At 38.5% G+C, this 23777-nt stretch carries 18 protein-coding genes; 7 read left to right on the top strand and 11 right to left on the bottom strand.

What is annotated here, in order from left to right; translation table 11 throughout:
* The first annotated feature begins 113 nt into the window (after nucleotides 1–113).
* Nucleotides 114–3083, top strand: a complete 2970-nt coding sequence (locus tag LQ227_RS12375) for a glycoside hydrolase domain-containing protein (RefSeq protein ID WP_230149487.1) — start codon at nucleotides 114–116, stop codon at nucleotides 3081–3083.
* 105 nt (nucleotides 3084–3188) lie between these two features.
* Here the strand turns inward: LQ227_RS12375 and LQ227_RS12380 are convergent, their stop codons facing one another.
* Nucleotides 3189–3821: a gluconate 2-dehydrogenase subunit 3 family protein gene (locus LQ227_RS12380; RefSeq protein WP_230144622.1), complete on the bottom strand. Its 633-nt coding sequence runs from the start codon at nucleotides 3819–3821 to the stop codon at nucleotides 3189–3191.
* Between the two features lie 11 nt (nucleotides 3822–3832).
* Nucleotides 3833–5569 carry a GMC family oxidoreductase gene (locus LQ227_RS12385; RefSeq protein WP_230149488.1) on the bottom strand — a complete coding sequence of 579 codons (1737 nt, stop codon included), beginning with the start codon at nucleotides 5567–5569 and terminating at the stop codon, nucleotides 3833–3835.
* A gap of 244 nt (nucleotides 5570–5813) precedes the next feature.
* On the opposite strand from LQ227_RS12385, the gene LQ227_RS12390 reads away from it, so the two are divergent.
* A complete protein-coding gene (locus LQ227_RS12390) occupies nucleotides 5814–7001 on the top strand; it encodes an SAM-dependent methyltransferase (RefSeq protein WP_230149490.1) in 1188 nt (395 codons plus the stop codon).
* A 148-nt stretch (nucleotides 7002–7149) separates the two neighbouring features.
* Here LQ227_RS12390 and LQ227_RS12395 read toward each other — a convergent pair whose 3' ends face one another.
* Nucleotides 7150–7725: a murein L,D-transpeptidase catalytic domain-containing protein gene (locus tag LQ227_RS12395; protein ID WP_256450279.1), complete on the bottom strand. Its 576-nt coding sequence runs from the start codon at nucleotides 7723–7725 to the stop codon at nucleotides 7150–7152.
* A gap of 65 nt (nucleotides 7726–7790) precedes the next feature.
* Nucleotides 7791–8150: a DUF1304 domain-containing protein gene (locus LQ227_RS12400; protein WP_230149494.1), complete on the bottom strand. Its 360-nt coding sequence runs from the start codon at nucleotides 8148–8150 to the stop codon at nucleotides 7791–7793.
* Between the two features lie 456 nt (nucleotides 8151–8606).
* Here LQ227_RS12400 and dnaK point away from each other — a divergent pair, with 456 nt between their 5' ends.
* Nucleotides 8607–10517, top strand: a complete 1911-nt coding sequence (gene dnaK / locus LQ227_RS12405) for a molecular chaperone DnaK (protein WP_230144626.1) — start codon at nucleotides 8607–8609, stop codon at nucleotides 10515–10517.
* 705 nt (nucleotides 10518–11222) lie between these two features.
* On the opposite strand, the gene LQ227_RS12410 is transcribed toward dnaK, so the two are convergent.
* The 5 genes from LQ227_RS12410 to LQ227_RS12430 all read right to left on the bottom strand — a co-directional run bounded on the left by LQ227_RS12410 (nucleotide 11223) and on the right by LQ227_RS12430 (nucleotide 16186).
* Nucleotides 11223–12299 (bottom strand): phosphotransferase enzyme family protein, encoded by a 1077-nt coding sequence (locus LQ227_RS12410; protein WP_230144627.1) that lies wholly within the window; start codon nucleotides 12297–12299, stop codon nucleotides 11223–11225.
* Entirely contained in the window at nucleotides 12290–13189 is a 900-nt protein-coding gene (locus LQ227_RS12415) for a sugar phosphate nucleotidyltransferase (protein WP_230149496.1), read from the bottom strand. The genes LQ227_RS12410 and LQ227_RS12415 overlap by 10 nt, the downstream gene beginning before the upstream one ends.
* Before the next feature lie 120 nt (nucleotides 13190–13309).
* Nucleotides 13310–14884, bottom strand: a complete 1575-nt coding sequence (locus tag LQ227_RS12420; RefSeq protein ID WP_230149498.1) for a helicase HerA-like domain-containing protein — start codon at nucleotides 14882–14884, stop codon at nucleotides 13310–13312.
* A 94-nt stretch (nucleotides 14885–14978) separates the two neighbouring features.
* A complete protein-coding gene (locus LQ227_RS12425) occupies nucleotides 14979–15284 on the bottom strand; it encodes a chaperone modulator CbpM (protein ID WP_057932139.1) in 306 nt (101 codons plus the stop codon).
* A gap of 5 nt (nucleotides 15285–15289) precedes the next feature.
* Nucleotides 15290–16186, bottom strand: coding sequence for a DnaJ C-terminal domain-containing protein (locus LQ227_RS12430; RefSeq protein ID WP_230144630.1), 897 nt, complete (start codon nucleotides 16184–16186; stop codon nucleotides 15290–15292).
* A 238-nt stretch (nucleotides 16187–16424) separates the two neighbouring features.
* On the opposite strand from LQ227_RS12430, the gene LQ227_RS12435 reads away from it, so the two are divergent.
* A complete protein-coding gene (locus LQ227_RS12435) occupies nucleotides 16425–16589 on the top strand; it encodes a hypothetical protein (RefSeq protein ID WP_230144631.1) in 165 nt (54 codons plus the stop codon).
* Between the two features lie 178 nt (nucleotides 16590–16767).
* Here LQ227_RS12435 and LQ227_RS12440 read toward each other — a convergent pair whose 3' ends face one another.
* Both LQ227_RS12440 and LQ227_RS12445 read right to left on the bottom strand, forming a co-directional pair.
* Nucleotides 16768–19185 (bottom strand): S9 family peptidase, encoded by a 2418-nt coding sequence (locus tag LQ227_RS12440; RefSeq protein ID WP_230144632.1) that lies wholly within the window; start codon nucleotides 19183–19185, stop codon nucleotides 16768–16770.
* 381 nt (nucleotides 19186–19566) lie between these two features.
* The gene (locus LQ227_RS12445; RefSeq protein WP_230144633.1) at nucleotides 19567–19983 is read right to left on the bottom strand and encodes a DUF1801 domain-containing protein; all 417 of its coding nucleotides are present in this window, start codon (nucleotides 19981–19983) and stop codon (nucleotides 19567–19569) included.
* A 274-nt stretch (nucleotides 19984–20257) separates the two neighbouring features.
* On the opposite strand from LQ227_RS12445, the gene LQ227_RS12450 reads away from it, so the two are divergent.
* From LQ227_RS12450 to LQ227_RS12460, 3 genes are all read left to right on the top strand, one after another.
* Nucleotides 20258–20683: a helix-turn-helix domain-containing protein gene (locus LQ227_RS12450; RefSeq protein WP_230144634.1), complete on the top strand. Its 426-nt coding sequence runs from the start codon at nucleotides 20258–20260 to the stop codon at nucleotides 20681–20683.
* A 147-nt stretch (nucleotides 20684–20830) separates the two neighbouring features.
* Nucleotides 20831–21976 (top strand): Gfo/Idh/MocA family protein, encoded by a 1146-nt coding sequence (locus LQ227_RS12455; RefSeq protein WP_230149500.1) that lies wholly within the window; start codon nucleotides 20831–20833, stop codon nucleotides 21974–21976.
* 697 nt (nucleotides 21977–22673) lie between these two features.
* Nucleotides 22674–23750, top strand: a complete 1077-nt coding sequence (locus LQ227_RS12460; RefSeq protein WP_230149502.1) for a PAS domain-containing sensor histidine kinase — start codon at nucleotides 22674–22676, stop codon at nucleotides 23748–23750.
* Nucleotides 23751–23777 lie beyond the last annotated feature (27 nt).

Raw genomic sequence — 23777 nt, forward strand, 5'->3', positions numbered from 1 at the left:
GAACTATTGACCAGTGAACTAATGAACCAATCAATCAAACGTTTGTCTCATTTTTTCATTACATAGCTTTATTTTAGCTAGGTATCTATAAATTAGCCGAAAACAAATTTGAAATGAAATTCAGGCTTTTTCTATTACTCTGTCTTTTCGGACAGTTATCTCTTAATGCACAAATACTAAAATACACCAATGGTAACAATGCCTGGAACCCCGATTCGTTAGGTAACCACAGAGTTTTGGTGCAGTTTGCTGGTACAGGCAAAATTGCCCATGCTAAAATCGATTGGCGCCGGAGAGATGAGCATCCAGAACTAAAAGGAATCATCGTGCAAGATGCCAGTGGTAAAACTATTTCGGTTGTTGGCACAGGTAAATTGACAAGAGAAAGTGCTGATATTTATTTTGAAGCACCTGGTGCGGGAAAATATTATGTTTACTACCTCGCTTATAAAAATGAGGGAAGAAATAATTATCCGAAAGGAGTTTATTTAAAGCCTAAACAGACTGACCAGGCATGGTTAACGGCGGCAAAACAGGTTAAAGTGAATACATCTGTTGTAGAGATCCAGTCTATCGATGCTTTCAACTCTTTTTATCCAATGGAAATAATTGCCACTGGCAAAGAAACCGCTGCAATAAAGGCCAAATATGCTTCAGAAGCTTTTGTCGTTTTTCCAGAGGACAGAATGTTTCCAATCAAAATGCAGAACGATTTACCTTATCGCTGGGTACAGAAAGGCGCTGCAAATACTTTTACAGGATCGGCTGGAAAAGGTGAAAGCTATGCTTTTCAATTAGGTGTATTTGCTTTGAAAGACCTGAAAAATGTAGTGGTTAGCTTTGGCGATTTAAAAAACGCAGCCGGAAAAGTAATTTCTTCAAAATATATTAACTGCTTAAATACCAATGGAACAAGTTACGATAACAAACCTTTGGTTGAAACTGTAAACGTAGCCTCTGGCAAAATTCAGCCGATGTGGATTACGGTTAACATTCCTAAAAATATCGCTGCAGGTATTTATGCTGGAAAATTTACGGTTAAAGCCAATGGGAAATCGAAAGTAATCGATGCTAAAATCACAATAGGTAATGAAGTTTTAGCCGATGCTGGTGTAGGGACCCCAGATAAACAGACTCGCTTAACCTGGTTAAATTCTACTTTAGCACAAGCAAACACGGTTGTAGCACCATATACGCCACTAATAGTTGATGGGAATGTAATCTCGCTTTTAGGTAGAAAATTTGAAATTAATACCGATGGTTTCCCTAAGCAGATTCAAACGTTCTTTAATGCTGAGATGACGGCTTACAGCGAAAAACCTAATAATATCCTGGCAGAACCTATTCACTTTCACTTCTTTAATACGCCAAAAACGCAGGAGAAATTTGTACCAAGCAATTTTCAGATTACCGATAAAGAAGCTGGAACGGTAAAATGGAAGGTCACCAATACTTCTGAAAACCTGAAAATGGATTTAGAAGGTGCTTTAGAGTTTGATGGCTATGTACATTATGTAATTAAAGTAACGGCTTTAAAAGATGTCGATTTCAGTAATGTCGATTTTCATATCCCTTTTGATAAGAATTCTACAAAATATTTGATGGGCTTAGGTGAAAAAGGTGGCGTTAGACCAGATACCGTAAAATGGAAATGGGATGTAGCGAATAAAAATCAGGATGCCGTTTGGATCGGGAATGTAAATGCAGGCCTTTATTACAACTTAAGAGACGAAAACTATGTTCGCCCGCTTAATACTAATTTCTATCTTCAAAAGCCCTTATTATTGCCTAAATCGTGGGGTAATGGAGATAAAGGTGGTATCCAGATCAATGTTAAGGGCAGTTCGATGCTGGCTGATAACTTTACCGGTGCAAGAAGCATGAAAAAAGGCGATGTGTTATATTATAATTTCAATTTACTGATCACACCATTCCATCTACTTAACACCGATTTTCAATGGGACAACCGTTTCTATCATAAATATGGTGACTTAGATACGATCAAAGCTAAAGGTGCAACGGTGGTGAACATTCACCATGCCACGCCGATCAACCCTTGGATCAATTATCCATTTATCGAATGGAAAAAGATGAAAGATTATATCGGTAATGCACATTCAAAAGGATTAAAAGTTAAAATTTACAATACTGTTCGCGAACTTTCTAACCATGCATACGAGTGGCCGGCTTTAAGGAGTTTAGGTACTGAAGTATACTCTCCTGGTAAAGGAGGAGGCTTTAGCTGGTTACAGGAGCATTTAGATTCCAATTATATTGCTGCCTGGTTTGTTCCTGAAATAAAAGATGCCGCCGTAATTAACAGCGGAATGAACCGTTGGCACAACTATTACGTAGAAGGAATGAATTGGTTGGTAAACAACGTTGGGATTGATGGTGTTTACCTGGATGATGTGGCATTTGACCGTGTAACCATGAAGCGTATAAAACGTGTGTTGACACAGGATAACCACCCTGGTATTATCGACTTGCACTCTGCCAATCAATACAATAAAAGTGATGGCTTTAACAATAGTGCCATTTTATACCTGGAACATTTTCCTTATTTAAACCGTTTATGGTTTGGCGAATATTTCGATTACCAAAAAAACAATCCCGATTTCTTTTTAACAGAGGTAAGCGGAATACCTTTTGGATTAATGGGAGAGATGTTACAGGATGATGGAAACCCTTGGCGTGGTATGATTTACGGCATGACAAGCCGCTTGGGATGGTCTGACAAAAGTGACCCAAAACCATTATGGAAAGCCTGGGATAATTTCGGCATAAAAGGATCTGAGATGATCGGTTACTGGAGCGAAAACTGTCCGGTTAAAACTGATAACCCCAAAGTATTGGCAACTGTATACAAACAAAAAGGTAAAACAATGATTTCATTAGCAAGCTGGGCAGAAGGAGATGTAAAGGTTAATTTAACTATCGATTGGGCCAAGCTGGGGTTAGATGCCGGGAAAGTAAAATTAGCCGCTCCTTCAATTGACAAGTTTCAAACTTCGGGAAGTTATCCTGATGGAAAATCTGTTCCTGTTGAAAAAGGAAAAGGTTTGATTTTGATAGTAGAATAGTTTATATAAGTTTTCGTCATTGCGAGGCACGAAGCAATCTTAATGCGCTAAAAGGTAGCGATAGTTGTAGGATTGTTTCGTGCCTCGCAATGACGATTTTTTGCATTATACCTTTACATTCTCCATTCCGTACTGTTTCAGTACATCTGCTGGAACACCGGCCCACTGGTTTGGTGCATTACCAACATAACCAATATCCTTTACACCAATTTCTGTCGTGTAAAAACCCGATGCTGTTAAGTTTCTCATTCTATTGAAAAAAGTTACACCAGCCTGCATTTCTGGTCTGGCTTTTTTAGGATATGCAATTTCATCTACAATCGAAATTTGCTGATCCTCGGATGCCTCAACAAATGATTTTTGGAATTTATTAAAGCTGTACACATCCAGCCATTTCAGGCCGCCACGCATCGGTACTTTATGTTCAGGAATATCTTTTACAATAAATTCGATAAACTCAGGCACTTTGGCGTCAGATGCGCTGCCCGATACTTCATCTTTAGGAATGATAATATCAGCCAGAACTGTAATGGTAGCCATTTCATGTTTAGTGAAAAAGGTTTCAGCTTTTAATTTCTTATCACGGTCTATTTCCCATTGTTCTCTTCCGGCTTCTTTTGCAGTTTCTTCTGGTGCGGCTACTTCGGTTTTTGTTTCAGGTTGTTTACAGGCATCGAGCAGCACGGTTGTGCTGATGGCTGTTAAACCTAATGCTTTTAGTGAATCACGTCTGTTCATATGGCAATTCTTTAAATGTTTTGTTTTTTCTTTTGAGCTAAAATATATTCGGCTGTACGCATCGAAAGCGCTAAAATCGTCCAGGTGGCATTTTTATCACCTTGTTGAACAAACGGACCAGCATCAACCACAAACAGGTTTTTACAGTCGTGTGCCTGGCAATATTTATTTAACGCCGATTTTTTAGGATCGTCGCCCATGCGGATGGTTCCAACTTCGTGAATAATTTTTCCTGGGTTCAGTAAACCATAATTGGTATCTGCGCCCTGAATTTCGGAGGTAACCACGGCACCCATTTCTTTCATAATCGAAAGAAAGGTTTCCTGCATGTGCTTAGCCTGTAGAATTTCATCTTTGGCCCATTTATAGTTAAACCTTAAAACAGGAATACCATATTTATCCACGGTGTCCGGATCAATTTCACAGTAGTTGTCTTCTCTGGCAATTGCCGTTCCACGACCAGCCATGCCAACGCCAGTTCCATAGAAACGGCGATAATCATCCTTTAACGATTTTCCATAACCTCCTGCTTCTTTCATTTTGCCATCTCTGCCAGGTACCATTCCGTTCATCTGGGCTATACCGCCGCCAAAACCATATGCAGGCATACCCATGCCACCCCAATATTCGATGTGGTAACCACGGGGGAAGTTTAGTTTACGGTTATCTAACCACCAGGGCGAATAGATATGCACACTGCCCAAACCATCCTCATTGTAACGTTTTCTGTCCATTAACTGTGGAAGAAAGCCCGAAACACTTGCTCCGGTAGAGTCATGCAGATATTTTCCAACCACGCCACTACTATTGGCCAGACCGTTTGGATGAGAAGTTGATTTTGAATTTAATAAAATACGTGCCGATTCGCAGGCACTGGCACCTAAAATAACGAGTTTGCCATTTACCTGATATTCTTGCAGGTCTTTACGGTTTACATATGAAACGCCTTTTGCAGTACCATCCTTATCCGTAATGACTTCGCGCACCATGGCATCGGTAATTACAGTCAGGTTCCCTGTTTTTACTGCAGGATTCACCAAACATGATGATGATGAAAAATCGCCATAAACTTTGCAGCTTCTTCCGCACTGACCGCAATAGAAACAAGGTGCACGGTCGTTGTTATTGGGTAAGGCTTCGGTAAGCACAGACCCACGGCCGGTAATTACTTTTACACCCGCTTTTTCTGCACCTTTTTTGATAAAAAGTTCGTTTAATCTTGGTTTTGGTGGTTTCATAAAGATTCCGTCTGGCTCATTCTCTAAACCTTCTGCTGTTCCATAAATACCGATCATACGGTCAACTTTATCGTAGAATGGTTTTACATCCGCGTAAGTAATGGGCCAGGCATCGGTTAAACCATCTTTAGGTTTAAAATCGTCCGGACCCATCCGTAAAGAAATTCGTCCCCAGTGATTGGTACGGCCACCGAGCATCCGCGAACGGAACCATTCGAATTCGCTTTTGTTTTTCTGGGTATAGGGTTCGCCTTCTAATTCCCATCCTCCATACGAAGCATCAAAATCTCCAAACGGACGCGTTGTACTGGCACCACGACGAGGAGATTCCCAAGGCCATTTTAATTGATGTGAATCTAATCGCGGATCGAAATTTTGACCAGCTTCGAGCATTAAAACCTTTTGACCTGCATGTGCCAGAACATATGCAGCCATTCCACCTCCCGCACCTGAGCCAACAACAATGGCATCATAAACGGTAGGCGATTTTTTTATCTGAAAGTCACTCATTGATTATGGTTAGCTATTTTTATATACTCTAATCTAAAGCTTAATTTTTTGAAATAAAAGTGTTCGGCTATTTTGGAATCAATATAGATAATATTGCCAATGCGTATTTCTAAATCGTATTACGTGAGTGCTTGATTAGCCGTTTTTAAGTAAATAAATCTTAAATGGTCGCTCTATTGTTACATTATTATGGATATGTTCTGCTCCTGATAAACTTGATTATCTTTGTCCTTAAAATTTATCGATGCCAGTGTTAGAATATATAGAACAATTTACCATAGCTTTAAAAGAAAGCCTAAATGCAGCAAGTTTTGTAAAGGTATCTTTAGGACACTATAAAGGAGAAGAGGAAGCATTAAAGCAGATTCTTATCCGCAAAGTGGTGATTAAACGTGAAGATAAATTGGCCTTTACTTATCGCTATAAAACCCGCGATGTGGTGAAAAACTATGCAGTTGATGAAGCAATGGGCTTGATTACCGATTATCTTGAAAAAGGTTTTAAAATCGGTACTTTGTTTACCACCGAAAAGGATCTGATTTTGGAGGAACTGAACAATGGCAAGGTTGTTTTTAGGGAAAGCAAAGCATCAAGTGCAGCAGCGCCGTCGGCCAACCACGATAAAGAAAAAGCGAGGTTGATTAAACCTGAGGCGAAGTCATATTTGAAAGAATTGAAAATCACCGATGCAGAAGGGAAGGTTTTCAAAAATGCGCAGGATAAATTCCGCCAGATTAACCATTATATCGAAATTTTAAGTTCTTTAATTAAAGAGCTGCCAGAAGGAACCATTAAAAAGGTTGCTGATATGGGTTCAGGTAAAGGTTATCTAACTTTTGCACTCTACGATTATCTGCATTCGGTTTTAAAGCTCGAAACTGAAGTTATAGGCGTAGAATATAGGCAGGATATGGTTGATTTGTGTAACCAGGTTGCTGTAAAATCTGCTTTCAATAAATTAAATTTTGTTCAGGGAACGATTGAAGATTATAAGGCTGAGGAAGTGAATCTCTTAATTGCATTACATGCCTGTGATACCGCTACCGACGATGCCATTTTTAAAGGGATAAAAGCCAATGCGGAGCTGATTGTTGTTGCGCCTTGTTGCCACAAACAGATCCGGAGAGAGATTGAGCAAAATAAAGTGAAGAATGATGTTTCGTTTTTAACTAAATATGGTATCTTTTTAGAACGTCAGGCCGAAATGGTGACTGATGGGATACGTGCACTGATATTAGAATATTTTGGCTATAAAACCAAAGTATTCGAATTTATTTCGGATGCACATACACCTAAAAATGTGCTTGTGGTGGGGGTAAAGGGCAAGGAGCATGGAACAGAGAAGAAAGCAGATATTTTACAGAAAATTAAAGCAAGCAAGGAATACTTTGGAATTGGCTATCATCATTTAGAAAGATTGTTGGAACTATAGATTTTCTGATGCGGTCGTCATGCTGAATTTATTTCAGCATCTATCATACATTTAGAAAAAAATAGGCCTTATCAATCAGTGAGACGCAGACCGATAAGATCAATCCCCTTGCAAACTAGACCCTGAAACAAGTTCAGGGTGACGACAGCTAAATATATATCCAAAGCAACACGGGTTTTTTCTTGGTTTTGAGCACCCCGTCTATTTTTCGCATGGTACCGTCTGACAAAACGGGGCAGCCAGCACTTTGTCCGAATAAAGTTTGGGGGTAAATTTCCTGGTTGGGAACTGGCGTGTAGGAATGTAAAACCACAATCCGTTTAAAAGCATTATTATTCGTTTTTTCTAAACCGTACATTTTATAATGCACATTAATCCCCCAATTGCTGTACGAGCGGCCTTTAACTTTGTATTTGCCTAAAGAGGTGCAATAACTGCCTTCTTTGTTGCTGAAAACCGGTTTTGTTGGCGTACTGCCGGCACCAACACCATGGGCACAAAGCCCCTTGATGGTGATTTCTTGTTTGTTAAAATCGTAGACAAAAATTCTGTTTTTGCCGGAATGGATACTCATATCAACCATGATAGCGATTGTGGTATCCATCTTATTTTTCTTACAGAAGGCTAATGCATCCTTGATTCTGTATGCACTTATTTCATTATTGACCCTGGGTTTAAAACCGAACAACGTAAACAAGATAAGGAGAGCGGATAGCTTATGCATATAATGTTGATGGCGCTAGGAACTTACTATGTAGGTTGGTGCGACACCAACCAATGGAATGGAACTTACAGATGCAATAAAATCAAGGCTACCAATGCCGGTATCGACTGTACGTAGAGAATTTTTTTACTGGCTGTGGCTGCGCCATAAATGCCAGCGATAATGACACAGGTTAAAAAGAATATGGCCACATAAAATTTCCAGTGATGATCGGCTATACATAACGACCAAATTAATCCTGCTGCTAAAAAGCCATTGTATAATCCCTGGTTTGCTGCCAATGTTTTTGTTGGCACAAATAAATCTTTTGGTATGGTTTTAAAAACTTTTGGCGCTCTTGTGGTCCAGGCAAACATTTCTAACCAAAGGATATAGATGTGGATGAAGGCCACTAAGCCGATTACGATTTGTGCTGCTAATTGCATTTTATAAGGGATTATACAGGTTTAAATGATTGTACCGATTGGATTGTAATTTAAAGGTATAAAACTTTGAGGGCATTTAGATGATCATTCATTATTTCTGCTTGCGCTTTTATCACCGAAGCGCTAAAAATGCTGTTCAATAAACCCGATAATAGCGAACCCGAGTGAAACGGAGTAAAGCGATTAGCTCCAAAGGAGTCCCTTTAGGACGGGACTGTTGCCTCCGAAGCACTGCTGACTTTCATTTTCAAATCATTTTGAGGAATTGGCGCTTTGCTTTAGTCTTTAAGCTTTAGCCTTTCAGCTTATTTCTGTCATGCTGTCAGTAAACTATAGTCTCTTTTTTTACATTTTATCAGTCTTTTACCAGTATTATCTGCCAAAACCCAATTGGCACAAGCATTGTTTAATAGGAGTAGAAATTATAATACTTTAAAAAGAGAAAATACAAATACAATGGGAAAAATTATTGGAATAGACTTAGGAACAACAAACTCTTGCGTGAGCGTAATGGAGGGCAACGAGCCTGTAGTTATCGCAAACAGTGAGGGTAAACGTACTACACCGTCTATTGTTGCTTTTGCAGAAAACGGTGAGCGTAAGGTTGGCGAGCCTGCTAAACGTCAGGCTATAACCAACCCAACAAAAACGATATATTCGATTAAACGCTTTATGGGTAACAGCTACGACGAAAGTGCGAAAGAAGCTGGGCGTGTACCATATAAAGTAGTTAAAGGTGATAACAATACACCACGTGTTGAAATCGACGACAGAAAATATACTCCACAAGAGATTTCTGCAATGATTTTACAGAAAATGAAAAAAACTGCTGAAGATTTCTTGGGTCAGGAAGTAACTGAAGCAGTAATTACTGTACCGGCTTATTTTAACGATGCACAACGTCAGGCTACTAAAGAAGCTGGCGAGATTGCAGGTTTAACTGTAAAACGTATCATTAACGAGCCTACTGCAGCTGCTTTAGCTTATGGTTTGGATAAAGCACACAAAGACATGAAAATTGTTGTGTTTGACTGTGGTGGTGGTACGCATGACGTTTCTGTTTTAGAATTAGGTGATGGTGTTTTCGAAGTAAAATCTACTGATGGTGATACACACTTAGGTGGTGATGACTTTGACCACATTATTATTGATTGGTTAACTAGCGAATTCAAAGCTGAAAACAGCATGGATTTAGCTAAAGACCCAATGGCTTTACAACGTTTAAAAGAAGCTGCTGAGAAAGCTAAAATCGAGTTATCAAGCACAACTTCGACTGAAATTAACTTACCATACATCACTGCTGATGCTAGCGGCCCTAAACACTTAGTACGTACATTATCCCGTGCTAAATTTGAGCAATTGGCTGATAGTTTGATTAAACGTACTATCGATCCTTGTAAATCTGCTTTGAAAAATGCTGGTTTAAGCACAAGCGATATCGACGAAATTATCTTGGTAGGTGGTTCTACACGTATTCCTGCTATTCAGGAAGCGGTTAAAGCTTTCTTCGGTAAAGAGCCAAGTAAAGGTGTTAACCCTGATGAGGTTGTGGCAATCGGTGCTGCTATTCAAGGTGGTGTGTTAACTGGTGATGTTAAAGATGTATTGTTATTAGACGTTACGCCTTTATCATTAGGTATCGAAACTATGGGTGGTGTAATGACTAAATTAATCGAGTCTAACACAACTATCCCAACTAAAAAATCGGAAACTTTCTCAACTGCAGCTGATAACCAGCCTTCAGTAGAAATCCATATTTTACAAGGCGAGCGCCCAATGGCTGCTCAAAACCGTACAATTGGTCGTTTCATTTTAGATGGTATTCCACCAGCACCTCGTGGTGTGCCTCAGGTAGAAGTATCGTTTGATATTGATGCCAACGGTATCTTACACGTTAGTGCTAAAGATAAAGCTACCGGCAAAGAGCAAAAAATCCGTATCGAAGCATCTTCAGGTTTAACTGATGCTGAGATCAAAAAAATGAAAGAAGAAGCTGAAGCTAATGCAGCAGACGATGCTAAGCAGAAAGAAGAAGCTGATAAAATCAATGGTGCTGATGCTTTAATTTTCTCAACTGAGAAACAATTAAAAGAGTTTGGTGATAAATTATCTGCTGATAAAAAAGCACCGATCGAAGCTGGTTTAGAGAAATTAAAAGCAGCGCACGGTTCTCGTAACTTTGCAGATATCGATGCAGCACAAGCTGAATTGCAAAATGCATGGAACGCAGCATCTGAGGAAATGTACAAAGCTGGTGAGCAACCTCAGGGTGGCGAACAAGCACAAGCTGATGGTCAGCCTCAAGGTGGTGGCGATAACGTTACCGATGTTGATTTTGAAGAAGTAAAAGAAGACGATAAGAAATAATAGTCTTAAGTCTGAGTCCTGAGTCGTAAGTCTTGGGAGGATAAAATAAAAGCGTTTCTGATTAAATTCAGGAGCGCTTTTTTTGCTTTTAAGCATTGACCATATAAGAGATGTAAAACCCCATTAAGCTTATATGTTTCTAATATGTCTTATATGGTTAAAAGAATTTGGAAATGAATGGTTCTGTGCTTTTCAGGAACTAAAGCCCCGCCATCGCTGTAGCCCTCATGAAAAATTCGGGGCTGCCGCTGCTGTCGGGTTTAGGAAGGGCGTTTAGTACTTTTGGAAGGGTTTGAATAGCGATAAGGTGAACTTATGTGTTCCTTAAATGCCTGGTATGGTTAAATATTGGCATATTGTTTAATTTTTTTTGCTAAACGCAGAAACGATCCTTTCGGTTATAAAACTGTAGAATAAACAATTTATTCCTAGTCCGAGAAAGAAGAAAATTCCATCCATAAAGTTGAAAAATATGGTATGCGTAGGAAAACGAAAGATATAAAATAGTTTGGCTAATGCTTGTATTACGGTACTATTGCCATCCGTACCTTCATCAACAGCTCCAGCTGCAAGAAGCGTTATGAAAGTGAAAATACAAAAAATGAACATGGCAGGAATAAAAAGCCAAACCTTAAAATTATTTATTTTCACCTTCTTCTTTTTAAAATCATATGTATGTGGGGATTCGACTAGGTTATTTTGAAACTAAATTAAATTCTGTTCAATAATATCCTGTAACTCTTTTTCGTTCGCAGCAATTTCTTGCAATAGTTTAAACTGATTCTTGGTCCGGTCTAAATTTTGTGTGGGGTAACTAATAGGATAGTACTTGTTACCGCTCAAATAATCAGTTAAGAAGCGCAGGGCCTGCATATAAATCATGTATTTGCCTGAGAATAAGATGAGTTCTTTTTCTGTTTCTGTCAAAATACTTTTCATTTCGGATAAATAACCCTTTATCGTGGCCTCAAAGTAAGGTAAGCGTATTTTAGTCTTATCTAAATCAGTTTCATTTTCAGAGAAGGCACAAAGATAAGTACGCATCATATCGCCCAGGTCAGAAATGAATTTACCAGGCATAATCGTGTCTAAATCGATTACGCAGATACCCTCGTAAGTCTTATTATCTAATAAAACATTGCTGATTTTGGTATCGTGGTGCATTACACGATCAGGGAAATCAGTTCTGTGCGAGTATGAGGTATAATAATCTAAAATATATTTATGTGCTAAAGCATCTTCAATTTGTGCTTTTGCCTCATCTTTTAATGTTTCTTCTGCATGGCTTAGGGCTAAAATAAACTGTTCGTACCTTAAGCCTAAATCGTGGAAACCTGGGATAGTAGGCTGAAGTGTTTTCGCATCAAAATCATCCAATAATCTACTCAGTTTGCCAAATTGTTTTGCAGCTTCATATGCTTGCTTAGGATCGGCTAAAACTTCTAATGAGATGGTATTTGGCACGAAAGGAAGCATCCGCCAGTATTGATGATGAATGTGCGCCATTTCTTCACTATTTGTTGTAGAAACAGGCTTTATGAAAAGATATTCAGGGTAAGTGAAGGTGAGGTAATCGGCAATAGACCTCAGATTGTTGGCAATGGCCTGGGGTGATTTAAAAACCGAAGTATTTATATTTTGAAGAATGTATTTCTTCTTTTCGGATAGGGGTGAAAGCAAATAAGTACGGTTAATTAAACCCGTACCTATTTGTGTAATTTTTGTATTTTCTTTAGCGTATCCGTAGGCTTTTAAAACTTCGGAATCTAAATTTAGCTCCATAGTTTTTCTGGATATGTTCCGTTTTTAACCAATTGGTCAATACTATCCTGAACATAAGGTTTGTCTTCTTTATACGTAACACCAAACCATTTGTTTGAGGTTGGCACTACTTTGAAGGTTGCAATATTGCTTTTTACCAGGTTTTCGCCAATTAATGGAATAAAGAATTCAGCCTTAGGCTTATCTTTGTTTGCTTCAGCAAATTCTCTGAACAATTCTTCCGTAATTTTGAAAACCGCTGGTGTAAATCCCCAGAAATTCATTGAAACAGGCGTTTCATAAGCTAAAGGGAACTCTTCGCCATTTTCTTCGTAAAAAATATTGCCATCTTTAGGATAAACCTTTGTACGTTCTACAATTTCTTTTAAGTTACCAGATTCATCTACCTGGCAAACACCACGCGAAACGGCACCAAACTCTGATAGGGTTTTGCCGATCTCATAGCCGATAATAGAATAATTGCTATCCGTTACTTCGGTGGTTAAGAAATCGACCATTTTTTTAAAGGCATCGTAACCATAATAATCATCAGCGTTTATTACACAGAATGGTTCTTTAATTACGTTTCTGCCCGAAAGGATTGCATGTGCGGTACCCCAGGGTTTCTCCCTATATATTTCTTCTTCTATGCCAAATTGTTTTAAATCGAAGTTTTGGAAAACATAATCTGTTTCTATTCTACCTGCAAGCTTCGGTTCAAAAATGGCTTTAAATTCGTTTACAAACTCTTCTTTAATAATAAATACAACTTTGCCAAAGCCAGCATTAATTGCATCATATATTGAATAATCGATAATGGTTTCTCCATTTGGGCCGAAACCATCGATTTGTTTCATACTTCCGTAACGGCTAGCCATTCCTGCAGCCAATATTAATAGGGTGGGTTTCATCTATTATTTATTATTTTTTGTGGGTGAAGACCTCGATGATGGAACGATTAATTCACCATCATGGTTTCATTTTGCGAAATTAGTTATTTGAGCGTTTATTGTGTTAATTAATAAGTTTTTTTAAAATCCAAAAAGTCCACCACCGGTTTTTGAACGTGTTTTCTTTCCTGTAAGCATGCCAAAAATACCGCGAACAATTTCTTTACCAATCTGGCGTGTTATTGTTGCGCCCATTACCTGTTCAACAAGGCTCTTTTCGCCCGGTTTAGGCTTGCTTTCCTGTTCGGCCTGTTTCTGAGCCTCAACTTCCTGCTTTTCTTGTTCTGCTGCTGCAGTTTGCTCATTAATGCGTTTAGTTAAAATATCATAAGCACTTTCAGGATCGACAGGATCTTTATATTTAGTATACTTCGAACTGGCATGAACAAGCTGATCGAAATCTGCAGCGGTAAGTGGCCCCATTACAGCCCTTGGTGGGGTAAGCATAGTAGCAGATACTTCCGTTGGTATACCTTTTTCATTTAATACGGTAACCAAAGCCTGCCCTGTTCCAAGCGAAGTTAATATTTTATCGATCTCATAGAAATCTGATTTTGGATACGTATTAACAGTTTTTTTCAAGGCATCTACATCATTAGGGGTAAATGCCCTTAATGCATGTTGCACGCGGTTACCCAATTGCCCTAAAACACTTTCAGGAACATCGGTAGGTGCCTGGGTGCAGAAGAAAACACCAATTCCTTTTGAACGGATTAACCTGATAATGGTTTCAATCTGCTCTAAAAATGCTTTCGAAGAATTTTTGAACAATAAATGTGCTTCATCAAAAAAGAAGATCAGTTTTGGTTTGTCTAAATCGCCAACTTCGGGCATGGTATTAAATAACTCAGCCAGTAAGCTCAATAAAAATGTAGAATATAATACGGGCTGATTTTGAACATCTGCAATATTTAACAAACTGATGGTTCCTTTGCCATCAACACGTTCGAAAAGATCTTCAATGTCAAAAGATTTTTCGCCAAACATACCTGCTAGTCCTTGCTGCTCTATGGCGACAATTTTTCTTAATATTGTACCGGAAGTAGCGGTAGAAATGGTGCCATAACTACTTTTTATTTCGGCGGCTCCGGCACCTTCTGATAAATAAGAAACTAATTTCTTTAAATCATTTAAGTCGATAATCGGCATTTTGTTATCGTCGGCGTATTTGAATATTACTGCCATAACGCCTGACTGGGTATCATTTAAATCTAATACTTTCGATAAAAGTGTTGGCCCGAATTCTAATACCGTTGCCCGCATCTGAGAACCCATTTTACCCGAAAGGGAGTAAATTTCGATGGGAAAGCCTAATGGAGAAAAAGGTTTGTTGAGCTGTTGTGCTCTTTCTTCTATTTTTGGATTAACGGAACCGGGCTGGTTTAAGCCTGATAAATCGCCCTTCACATCTAACATAAAAACAGGTACGCCGGCATCTGACAGTTGTTCTGCCAGTAACTGTAGGGTCCGTGTTTTACCTGTTCCGGTTGCTCCAGCAATTAAACCATGTCTATTCATCATTTTTAGCGACAAATTAACCTCAGCTTCACTGTAAACCTGACCGTCTAAAATTCCGGCGCCTAAATAAATGTACGAGCCTGTAGGGGCATAGGATGATTTTATTTTTTCGATGAATTTTGAAGAAAGATCGCTCATTTTTTTAAATTAGATTGCCAATTTAAGAAAGATATCTTAAAAAGATTGTGTTTTTGTTTCCACTTTTAATGCAAAATACTGCACAAACGGTTGTTTAATGGTGTTGGTTAAGCTGCTTATAATAATTTAGTTCGTTCTGAAGTGCAGTTATTTCTTCCTGCATATTTTGCAATTGATTAAGCAGATGCGAAACAGCATGAATACCCTCTAAGTTGATTTCCAGATCATGTGCTAGACGAAGATATTGCTCCAATTTGGTCAATTCATCAACTGGCAAAAAGAGCGATTGCTTTTTAACGGTGGTGTGGATCAGGCCGAAATCTTCAAGCGATTGGATAAAGTTGATCTCTACGTGGTGGTAAGCACAGATGTCTTCTACAGGTATTAGATTGGTTCCCATAATTGTTAGAATTTGGAAAGTTTTTCGAATAGTTCTTTTTGTTCGACATTTAGATTGGTAGGTAATTTTACCTGCCACTTGATATATAAATCCCCAAACTGATTTTCTTTTTTATAAAGTGGAAACCCTTTTCCTTTTAAACGTAAAGTAGCATCGGGCTGTGTTCCCTCTGGCACTTTAAGTTTGACCTTGCCGTTTAAGGTTTCTACAATTTTTTCGCCACCTAAAATGGCAGTATATAGGTCTATTTCTTCCTGGAGGTAGATGTCGTTCCCTTTTCGTTTAAATTTAGGATGATCTGTAATGTTAAATTTGATGTATAGATCTCCTGGAGGGCCATTGTTAACACCTGGTGCACCGTAACCTGGTAGTTTAATTTTCTGCCCATTTTCTACGCCCGCCGGAATGGTAATGCGTACTTGTTTGCCGTTTACGGTTAAGGTCTGTTTGTGTGTGGTATACGCATCGAGTAGATCCAATTGCAAATCGGCATTGTAATCCTGACCTTTAAAAGGAGAATTTCTACTGCTCCTGCCTCCGCCTCCGCCAAACATCGAAGAAAAGAAATCAGAAAAATCTTCGCCTCCAAAACCTCCTGAATAACTATTACCGCCATATCCGCCGCCTTGCGACTGGTATTGCCTTTGCTGCTGTTGCTGGGCATCTAACTGATCGGCATGTTGCCAATCTTTACCATACTTGTCATATTTCTTACGCTTTTCCGGATCACTTAAAACTTCGTTTGCCTCATTAATTTGCTGAAATTTTTTATTGGCTTCTTCATTGTTGGGATTAAGATCAGGGTGGTGCTTTCGGGCTAATTTTCTATAAGCTTTTTTAATATCCTCAGTTGTTGCATCTTTTTTTAAATCGAGGATTTTATAATAGTCTATGTAGTCCATAATGGCTTTAACAAATAAGTAAAAGTAATGTTCAATTTAATTGTATAAATGTAGGTTTTATAATGGTGTATTTCAATGGGAATTGTCTTAACCACTTAGTTGGTAGTTTGTTTGTAGTTTGAAGTACCTTATAATTAAGTTGAGAAAGTTAAGGTTTTGTTTCCGCAGATTACGCTGATCTCCGCTGAGTATATCCCATCAACGGTTTACACCTTCTATCCCAGGTTAAATAGCCCTGATGGCAGCGAAATCCCTTTTGGTTAATGATGGATTATTAATCGGCACGGATATCCAAAAGGATTGTAGCGGACAGCAGGATGGAACCCGACCTAATGTTGCTGTCATTGCGCTCCAGATCCTCAAAATATTAATCATGCGTGTGCAGTTAGATGTTACCATCTGACTGATTAAGGAACTTTAGCATAAACATAATTATAAGAAAGGCAGAAACTAAGTGATTGAACTAATATTACTTTATCGTATCAGATAGGAATAACTGTCAGCGCGCAAAGGAAAGGCCGTTAAACAAAAAAAGCGCCCCATATAGAGGCACTTTAATCGATAAAGGTAGAGAGAGAGATTTATTTTTTGTTTTTCACATATTTTTCTAACCATTGGTCTTGTTCCCAAAGCATGTGAAGCAAATTTTCTTTGCCGCGGTAGCTGTGTGCTTCATAAGGTAAAAATACAAAACGGGTAGTGCCGCCTGCACCTTTAATCGCATTGAACAAACGTTCGCTATTAATAGGGAAAGTGCCTGGGTTATCGTCAGAATCGCCGTGGATTAACAATATTGGAGTTTTAATTTTATTTGCATAACTGAACGGGCTCATTTCGTAATACAACTGCGGTACTTGCCAATAAGTACGCTCTTCGTTTTGAAAACCAAAGGGCGTAAGCGTCCGGTTATAAGCTCCGCTGCGGGCAATACCTGCAGCAAAGAGATTAGTGTGAGCCAATAAGTTTGCGGTCATAAATGCGCCATAACTATGCCCTCCAACGGCCATCCGTTTTTTATCGCCAACGCCTAAATCAGCCAGTTTATTAATGGCTGCCTCCGCATTGAGTTGTAATTGATCTACAAAGGTATCGTTAGGCTTTTTACCATCTTTGGCAACAATTGGCATTTCTGCGTTATCTAATACGGCATAACCACGGGTTACCCAGAAAATGGGAGAGGCCCAGCTAATGGTAGTAAATTTGTCTTTCGATCCACGGATCTGTGCCGCATCTGCTGCAGAGTTAAACTCGCGTGGGTAAGCCCAAATTAATGAAGGTAATGGACCATCTTTGTCTTTGTTGTAACCTTTGGGTAAATACAGATCGCCTGTTAAATCTACACCATCGGCACGTTTGTAAGAAATTTTCTGTTTGGTAATGCCTTCTAAAGATGGATATGGATTAGTGAAATTAGTAATGGGTTGATCGGCGATGCGAAGCATCAGGTTTTTAATAAAGTAGTTGGGGACTAATTTTTGACTCTCTTTACGGGTAAGCAAAACCAGTTTGTCAGGATTAATTACATCGCTTACATATTCGAAGGTTCCTTCGGCGCTGCGCCAGATAATCTCATTCTTTTTAGTGGTTAAATCGAATTTGGCTAAGAAAGGTAAGTCTCCTTTTTCTGATGAACCTACTATATTGTTCATTAACAGTTTAGTGCCATTGTCAACCGTTTTAATTACCTGTCGGCCATATTTGTTTTTAGTAGTAACCGGAGAACCAGGGTTACCATAGGCATCTGTTTGATTACGGCTGTACAATTCTTCTGCTTCGCCTGTTGTAGGGTTATAACGGCTCACTTTATTGGTTTGTTTGCTGCGTAAACCTTCCATAATGAGGGCAAGGTTGGCATCACCCCATTGCACGCCACGGTAACGGGTCTGTGTTTTAAATAATTCTTTTTCTGTGCCGGTAAAAGGTGCACTTAGCGCATAAACTGCATCATGAAAGGGAACATCTTTTTTAATTAAACCGCTATCCAATGGTTTGCTCCAAACCAGTGTAGCAGGTTCATCATCCCTCCAATCGAAACCACGCGGTACATTTTGCGTATTGTCGTAACCAGATGGTGTACCTTCAGATGAAGGCAGTTCAGCAATAACCTTAATGGTTTTACCGGTTAAATCGGTAATGGTTACTGTTGATGGAAAACCGTTTGCAGTAACCAAATAAGAAAAAGGTTTGCGTATAGTTTCGATCATCATGTAATTTTTATCAGGCGATAAACTTGTCGAACCGTAAATAGCTGGTTTTCCAATTGCCGTTTCTACACCTGCTGTATTTTTTACCAATTGGGAGGTTGCAAAAAACTCGAACAATTGTTCATCGAAAGGTGATTTAATTAAATCCTGAAAAGTGGCGCTAGGTGCGGCTTTACCTAAATTTTGCTGAATGGTTGGCCCTTTTGGCATCAATGGTTTTGTAGGTGCAGCACTTGCTGGTTTAGTTACCGTACGGTAGATAATGGTATTATCATTTAACCAGGTAAGGCCACTACCTAAAACCACATTTAAAAAAGCCTTATTGGTTTTGACAGCTTTTTTTGTAGCCAGATCAATAATATAAAGATCTACTCCTTTTTGAGTGGTATGGGTAAAGGCAATTTTATTTTCTGACGGGTTCCAGCTAATGTTGCTGGCATATAGTGGTTTTGGCAGTCCTGTAACCTGAAACGTTTGGTTGGATTTGATGTTTTTTAAGCTAAAATTGTTGATGTAGGTTTGCCTGCTGGGTGAGTAATTATTTGGGTTTAACCTTAAACCTGCAATTCTGTATTCGGGCAAAGCCAGTTCTTCGACTGAGGGATAGGAGTTGCGCTCGCTAAACAAGATCCATTCTGCTTTGCCATCAATACTTACGCCAGGTGTTGGTTTGGCAAGTAATAAATCGGCAATTTCTTTTGGGGGTGTTTGGTAGCTTACTGCATCTTGTGCAACCGAGTTAAGCGAAACACAAGCGCCCGCTATCAATAAATAGAGGTGTAATTTTTTTATCATTTCCGGTTAATTTGTTCGAAATAAGGAATAATCAAATATTGTAAAATTTAACTTATTACCGCGTAACTTCTTATTTACATCATGAAGGGATACTTGTAAAGAGCTCGTCATCGCGAGGAACGAGGAAGCAATCTTTCCTGCTAACGATCGTTGCCAGAAAGATTGCTTTCGCGAAGGTCGGGACAGGCTGTCGGCTGAAAAAGCCTTCTCGCAACGATGATACTTGAAGTGATTTATCTCCGTTAATATATCCTGTCATCTATATTGATCTATATATAATAAATTGACCCTCAGAATGACATATCTATAAATTTGTGCAGCTATGGCAAAAGAAAAGCACTAATCAACGGCGGCTTCAGCTCCATCATACATTTTCCATCCTTAAGGATATAAACTTTTTATCCGCTCTACAGAATTGATAGTCATTTCTTTTAAAACCGCAACATCGATATCGCTCATTTTTTTTAGGTAAATACAAGCTTTCGCTGTTTTGTGTTTGCCAAATTTAGCCAGTAGTTCTTCACGATCTTTAAATTGCGAAGATAAGTATAAAGCTATGGCATCTTTACGTGGCGAAAAACCAACCAATGGTGCATCGCCCTCCCGGCCGCTTTCATATTTGTAATGGTAACTTCCAAAACCAACAATGGCATTTCCCCACATTTTAGCTTCAAAACCTGTGATTAAACTTAAGATATCCGACAGGTTAAAACAATCTGCTCTTTTATTTTCATCGGGAATGGTATTTAAAAAGTCTGGAACGCTTAAATCGTTTTCGGTAGTTTTATTCTTTGCCATGTCTTTTTTTATAATGAATATAAGATTTGATTAAATAATTTCAATTTCTGCGGCAATTGTATTTAAAGTAATACGTTATTTCTTGGGAAAAGTAGATTTAGAAATCACTCATTTTGAGCATATTTCACAGTAATTCGCTAATGCAGTTTGACATATGTCAAAAAATCAACACCTTTTATACAACCTTATACACTTATTCTTACATTTGAATTGTCAATCGTCCCCGATAACTGATTTAATTATTTTTTCATTTTTTTTAAAATTAATTATCTCAATGACAACACAACAACTAAAACAAGGAGAAATTCTTGAACGCTTAGTGCGCAGAGATCGCATGGGCATCAGTGAGCTTTCAAGGAAACTTAATGTAAGCCGCAGAACAATTTACAACTGGTTTGGTCAAGACAGAATCGGGCATGAAGTAATTTGGCAGGTAGGCAAGTTATTAGGTCAGGATCTTTCTTCGGCATTTCCAGAAGCTTTCCCCAAGTACAACCCCGAATCCATCAATCAAGCGGCAGATCCCGGTAAACAAATCGGTTCGGATAATAATTCTGTGTATTTCTGGATGAATAAATATATTCATCTGCTAGAAAAATACAACGACCTGTTAATTACAGAAGAGCAGCAAGAGTTAGAGCCAATTAATAAGGAATTTCCACTTAGAAATAAAAGACCTGATACATTTTTATATCAATAAAACTAAGTTTTCGCCAATAGAAATAAGCTAAGTCATCCCGTTAGATTTTTCTTTTTATTTATATCTTAATCCTACCACTTCGTTTCCTATCTTCAACATTGTAATATTTTTAGGTATTAGCATCAAGAGCTTTTTAAATTTTCTAATTTGGTAACCATCAAATTTAGAAATGAGCGTATGATGACTACTTATCTGATGAAGTGTTTTTTTAGGGCCAATACCTTTATTCTTTGCTTTTTACTTCTTTCTTGCACTGTTAAAGCACAGCAAAAATTAAATGTGGCAATAGCAGGACTAACTCACGATCACGTTTATCTCATCATGAACAGCTACCAAAAAGCTGAAGTGAACATTATTGGTATTGCCGAAAGTAATCCTGGGCTTGTTAAAAGGTTTAAAAACCGCTATAAAATTCCCGATAGCTTATTTTATAATAACCTTACTAATTTATTAAAGAAAAAGAAACCTGATGTTGTTTTGGCATACAATGCTATAAGCGAACATTTGGCTGTAGTAGAAGCTGCCGCTCCCCTCGGCATATCGGTAATGGTAGAAAAACCATTGGCGATAACAGTTAAGCAGGCAGAAAGAATGGCTGAACTAGCAGTACAGTATAAAGTACATGTACTCACCAATTACGAAACTACCTGGTATCCGAGTAATCAAGAGCTTTACAAGGAAGTAAAGGAATCCAATACCATTGGTGCCTTACGTAAAATAATCGTGCACGATGGCCATCAGGGACCGAAAGAAATTGGAGTGAGTGCTGAGTTTTTAAGCTGGTTAACCGATCCCGATCAGAACGGGGCAGGCGCATTGGTAGATTTTGGCTGTTATGGTGCTAATTTAATGACTTGGTTAATGGATGGAAAAGCCCCAATTTCGGTTAGTGCAATTACCCATCAGATTAAAAAAGATGTTTATCCGAATGTTGATGACGATGCAACAATTTTATTGGAGTACCCATCGGCTACGGGGATTATCGAAGCATCGTGGAATTGGCCCTTTAGCATAAAAGATATGGAAGTATTTGGTGCAAATGGATACATGCAGGCCGTTAATGATAAAACGTTAAGGCTAAAGAATAATGGGAAGGATGATTATAAAATTTATCAGGCTAAGACATCGAAGCCAATTTATTCAAACCATTTAAGTTATCTGTCTGCAGTTTTAAAAGGAGAAATTAATCCAGCAAATGATTTATCATCGCTGCCGAATAATTTAATTGTGGTCAAAATTTTAGCGGCCGCTAAAAAATCAGCTCAAACAGGCAAAAAGGTGATTTTAAAATAGTCACTACATCATAAAAATAGCCACCTGTGCGATGGCTATTGGTAAGAAGAATAGTGTTTTCTCTATGGTGTGCCTGCCCTCCGCGGATCTCCCGCTCACAGGACTTTTTTATCTTTCTTTTATGCTTAACAATTTAGGCAATAGTTGGTTTTGATCCGCAAAATAATTTTGCACATCCTGTGGAAAATGTTAATATCTCTAAAAACGGATCAAGCGTAATCTACATCAAGAACTGGCAAAAACTTATGGAGAAATTAACTGTTGAGATGGGTTTGGTTCGGAGTTGGTTCGGACTTAAGACGGAGTTGTGACAATGTTACCCGAACAAAGCCTGTTTAAACTCCGAGATTTATACATTACAAAATGCCAATAATGGTTTACTTGAATGAAATTAAATATTAGGGAGTCATTTGCTGTGGTCAGTTTCTTCTGCCATGCGAATTATAAAAGGCTAGTAGATAACCTGAAAATGAATAAAATGTGTGGCTAAAGAGAAACTTAGATTAGGCTAACTTCTGCTCTATAGCTTAAATATTCATCTTCTTTCCCGGTCATAAGGGTTTTAGCCGCTTGTTTCCATATGAAGTATTGTACGCGTTTTTTGATTAAAACTTTTTAAGGTGTGTGATGTTTGTGATGTGGTTGCTGCCGATGATACAATTAAATCGTTTAGTGGCAAATTATCAAACATTAAATCATGGTCGAATTAAATAAAGAGCTTTTTTGTAACCTGGGCAACCGGTCTGTTGACGGGTATTTTATTTTCGATTATACGGCAAAAAATTTTTCATACCTCAATAAATCGATAAGTAAAATTTGGGAACTCGGCCTTGATGAAATTGCGGCTAATCCTCAACTACTTTTAGCGCGGGTACATCCTGAAGATATTGTACATGTAATGTCCTGTTACAAAGAATGCCTGGAAGAAGGTACGGAGAAAAAATATGAATTCAGGTTAATATTTGCCGGTAGAGAAAAATATGTGCGGGTAATTGTGTTTGCCGTTGCCGATGAGGAAGTAAAGCGTTTAGTAGGTACAGTAGAAGATACCACGATAATGCGGCACAATAAAATCCATATTGAACAAATAAACGCCCGAAAAAATATAACCTTAGAAGTATTGGCACACGACTTAAAGGAACCGTTGGCCATGATGAAATTAACTGCTTCGTCTATGAAAAATGGTGTTGCCCAAACAGGCGATGAGCAGATGATAAACTCACTAGCTTTTATTCTGGATATGTGTGAGCGTAACCTGCTTTTGGTACGGAGCATGATTAACCGGGAGTTTTTAAAATCGTCGGTAATAGAAATTGGCAAGGAGCGGGCCGATTTGGTCTGGGAACTTAGGGATGTTGTTCGTTTTTACAAACGATCGAAACTAGGCAAAATGAAGAATATTAAATTCACAAGTTCTGCCGAACAGATTTACCTGCACCTGGATAGCATGAAATTTATGCAGGTGATCAATAATCTAATCTCAAATTCAATAAAATTCACTGCCGATTATGGGAATATTACTTTACATGCCGAGGAATATGAAAGTACTGTTTTAATTACAGTAGCCGATAATGGGGTTGGAATTCCAGATGAGTTGCAGGCTGGCCTTTTTGATCATTTGCCCGAAACTTTAAGGCCAGGTTTGAAAGGCGAAGAATCGGGAGGATTTGGTATGGGAATAATCAAAGCAATTGTTGAATTGCACCAAGGGAAAATCTGGTTTAAAAGCAAAATTGGTATCGGAACTACCTTCTATATTGAGCTGCCTAAGTAGCCTTTTTTAATTTTAAAACAGTGTAAG

The organism is Pedobacter sp. Bi27 (assembly GCF_918698255.1).
Taxonomy (GTDB): domain Bacteria; phylum Bacteroidota; class Bacteroidia; order Sphingobacteriales; family Sphingobacteriaceae; genus Pedobacter.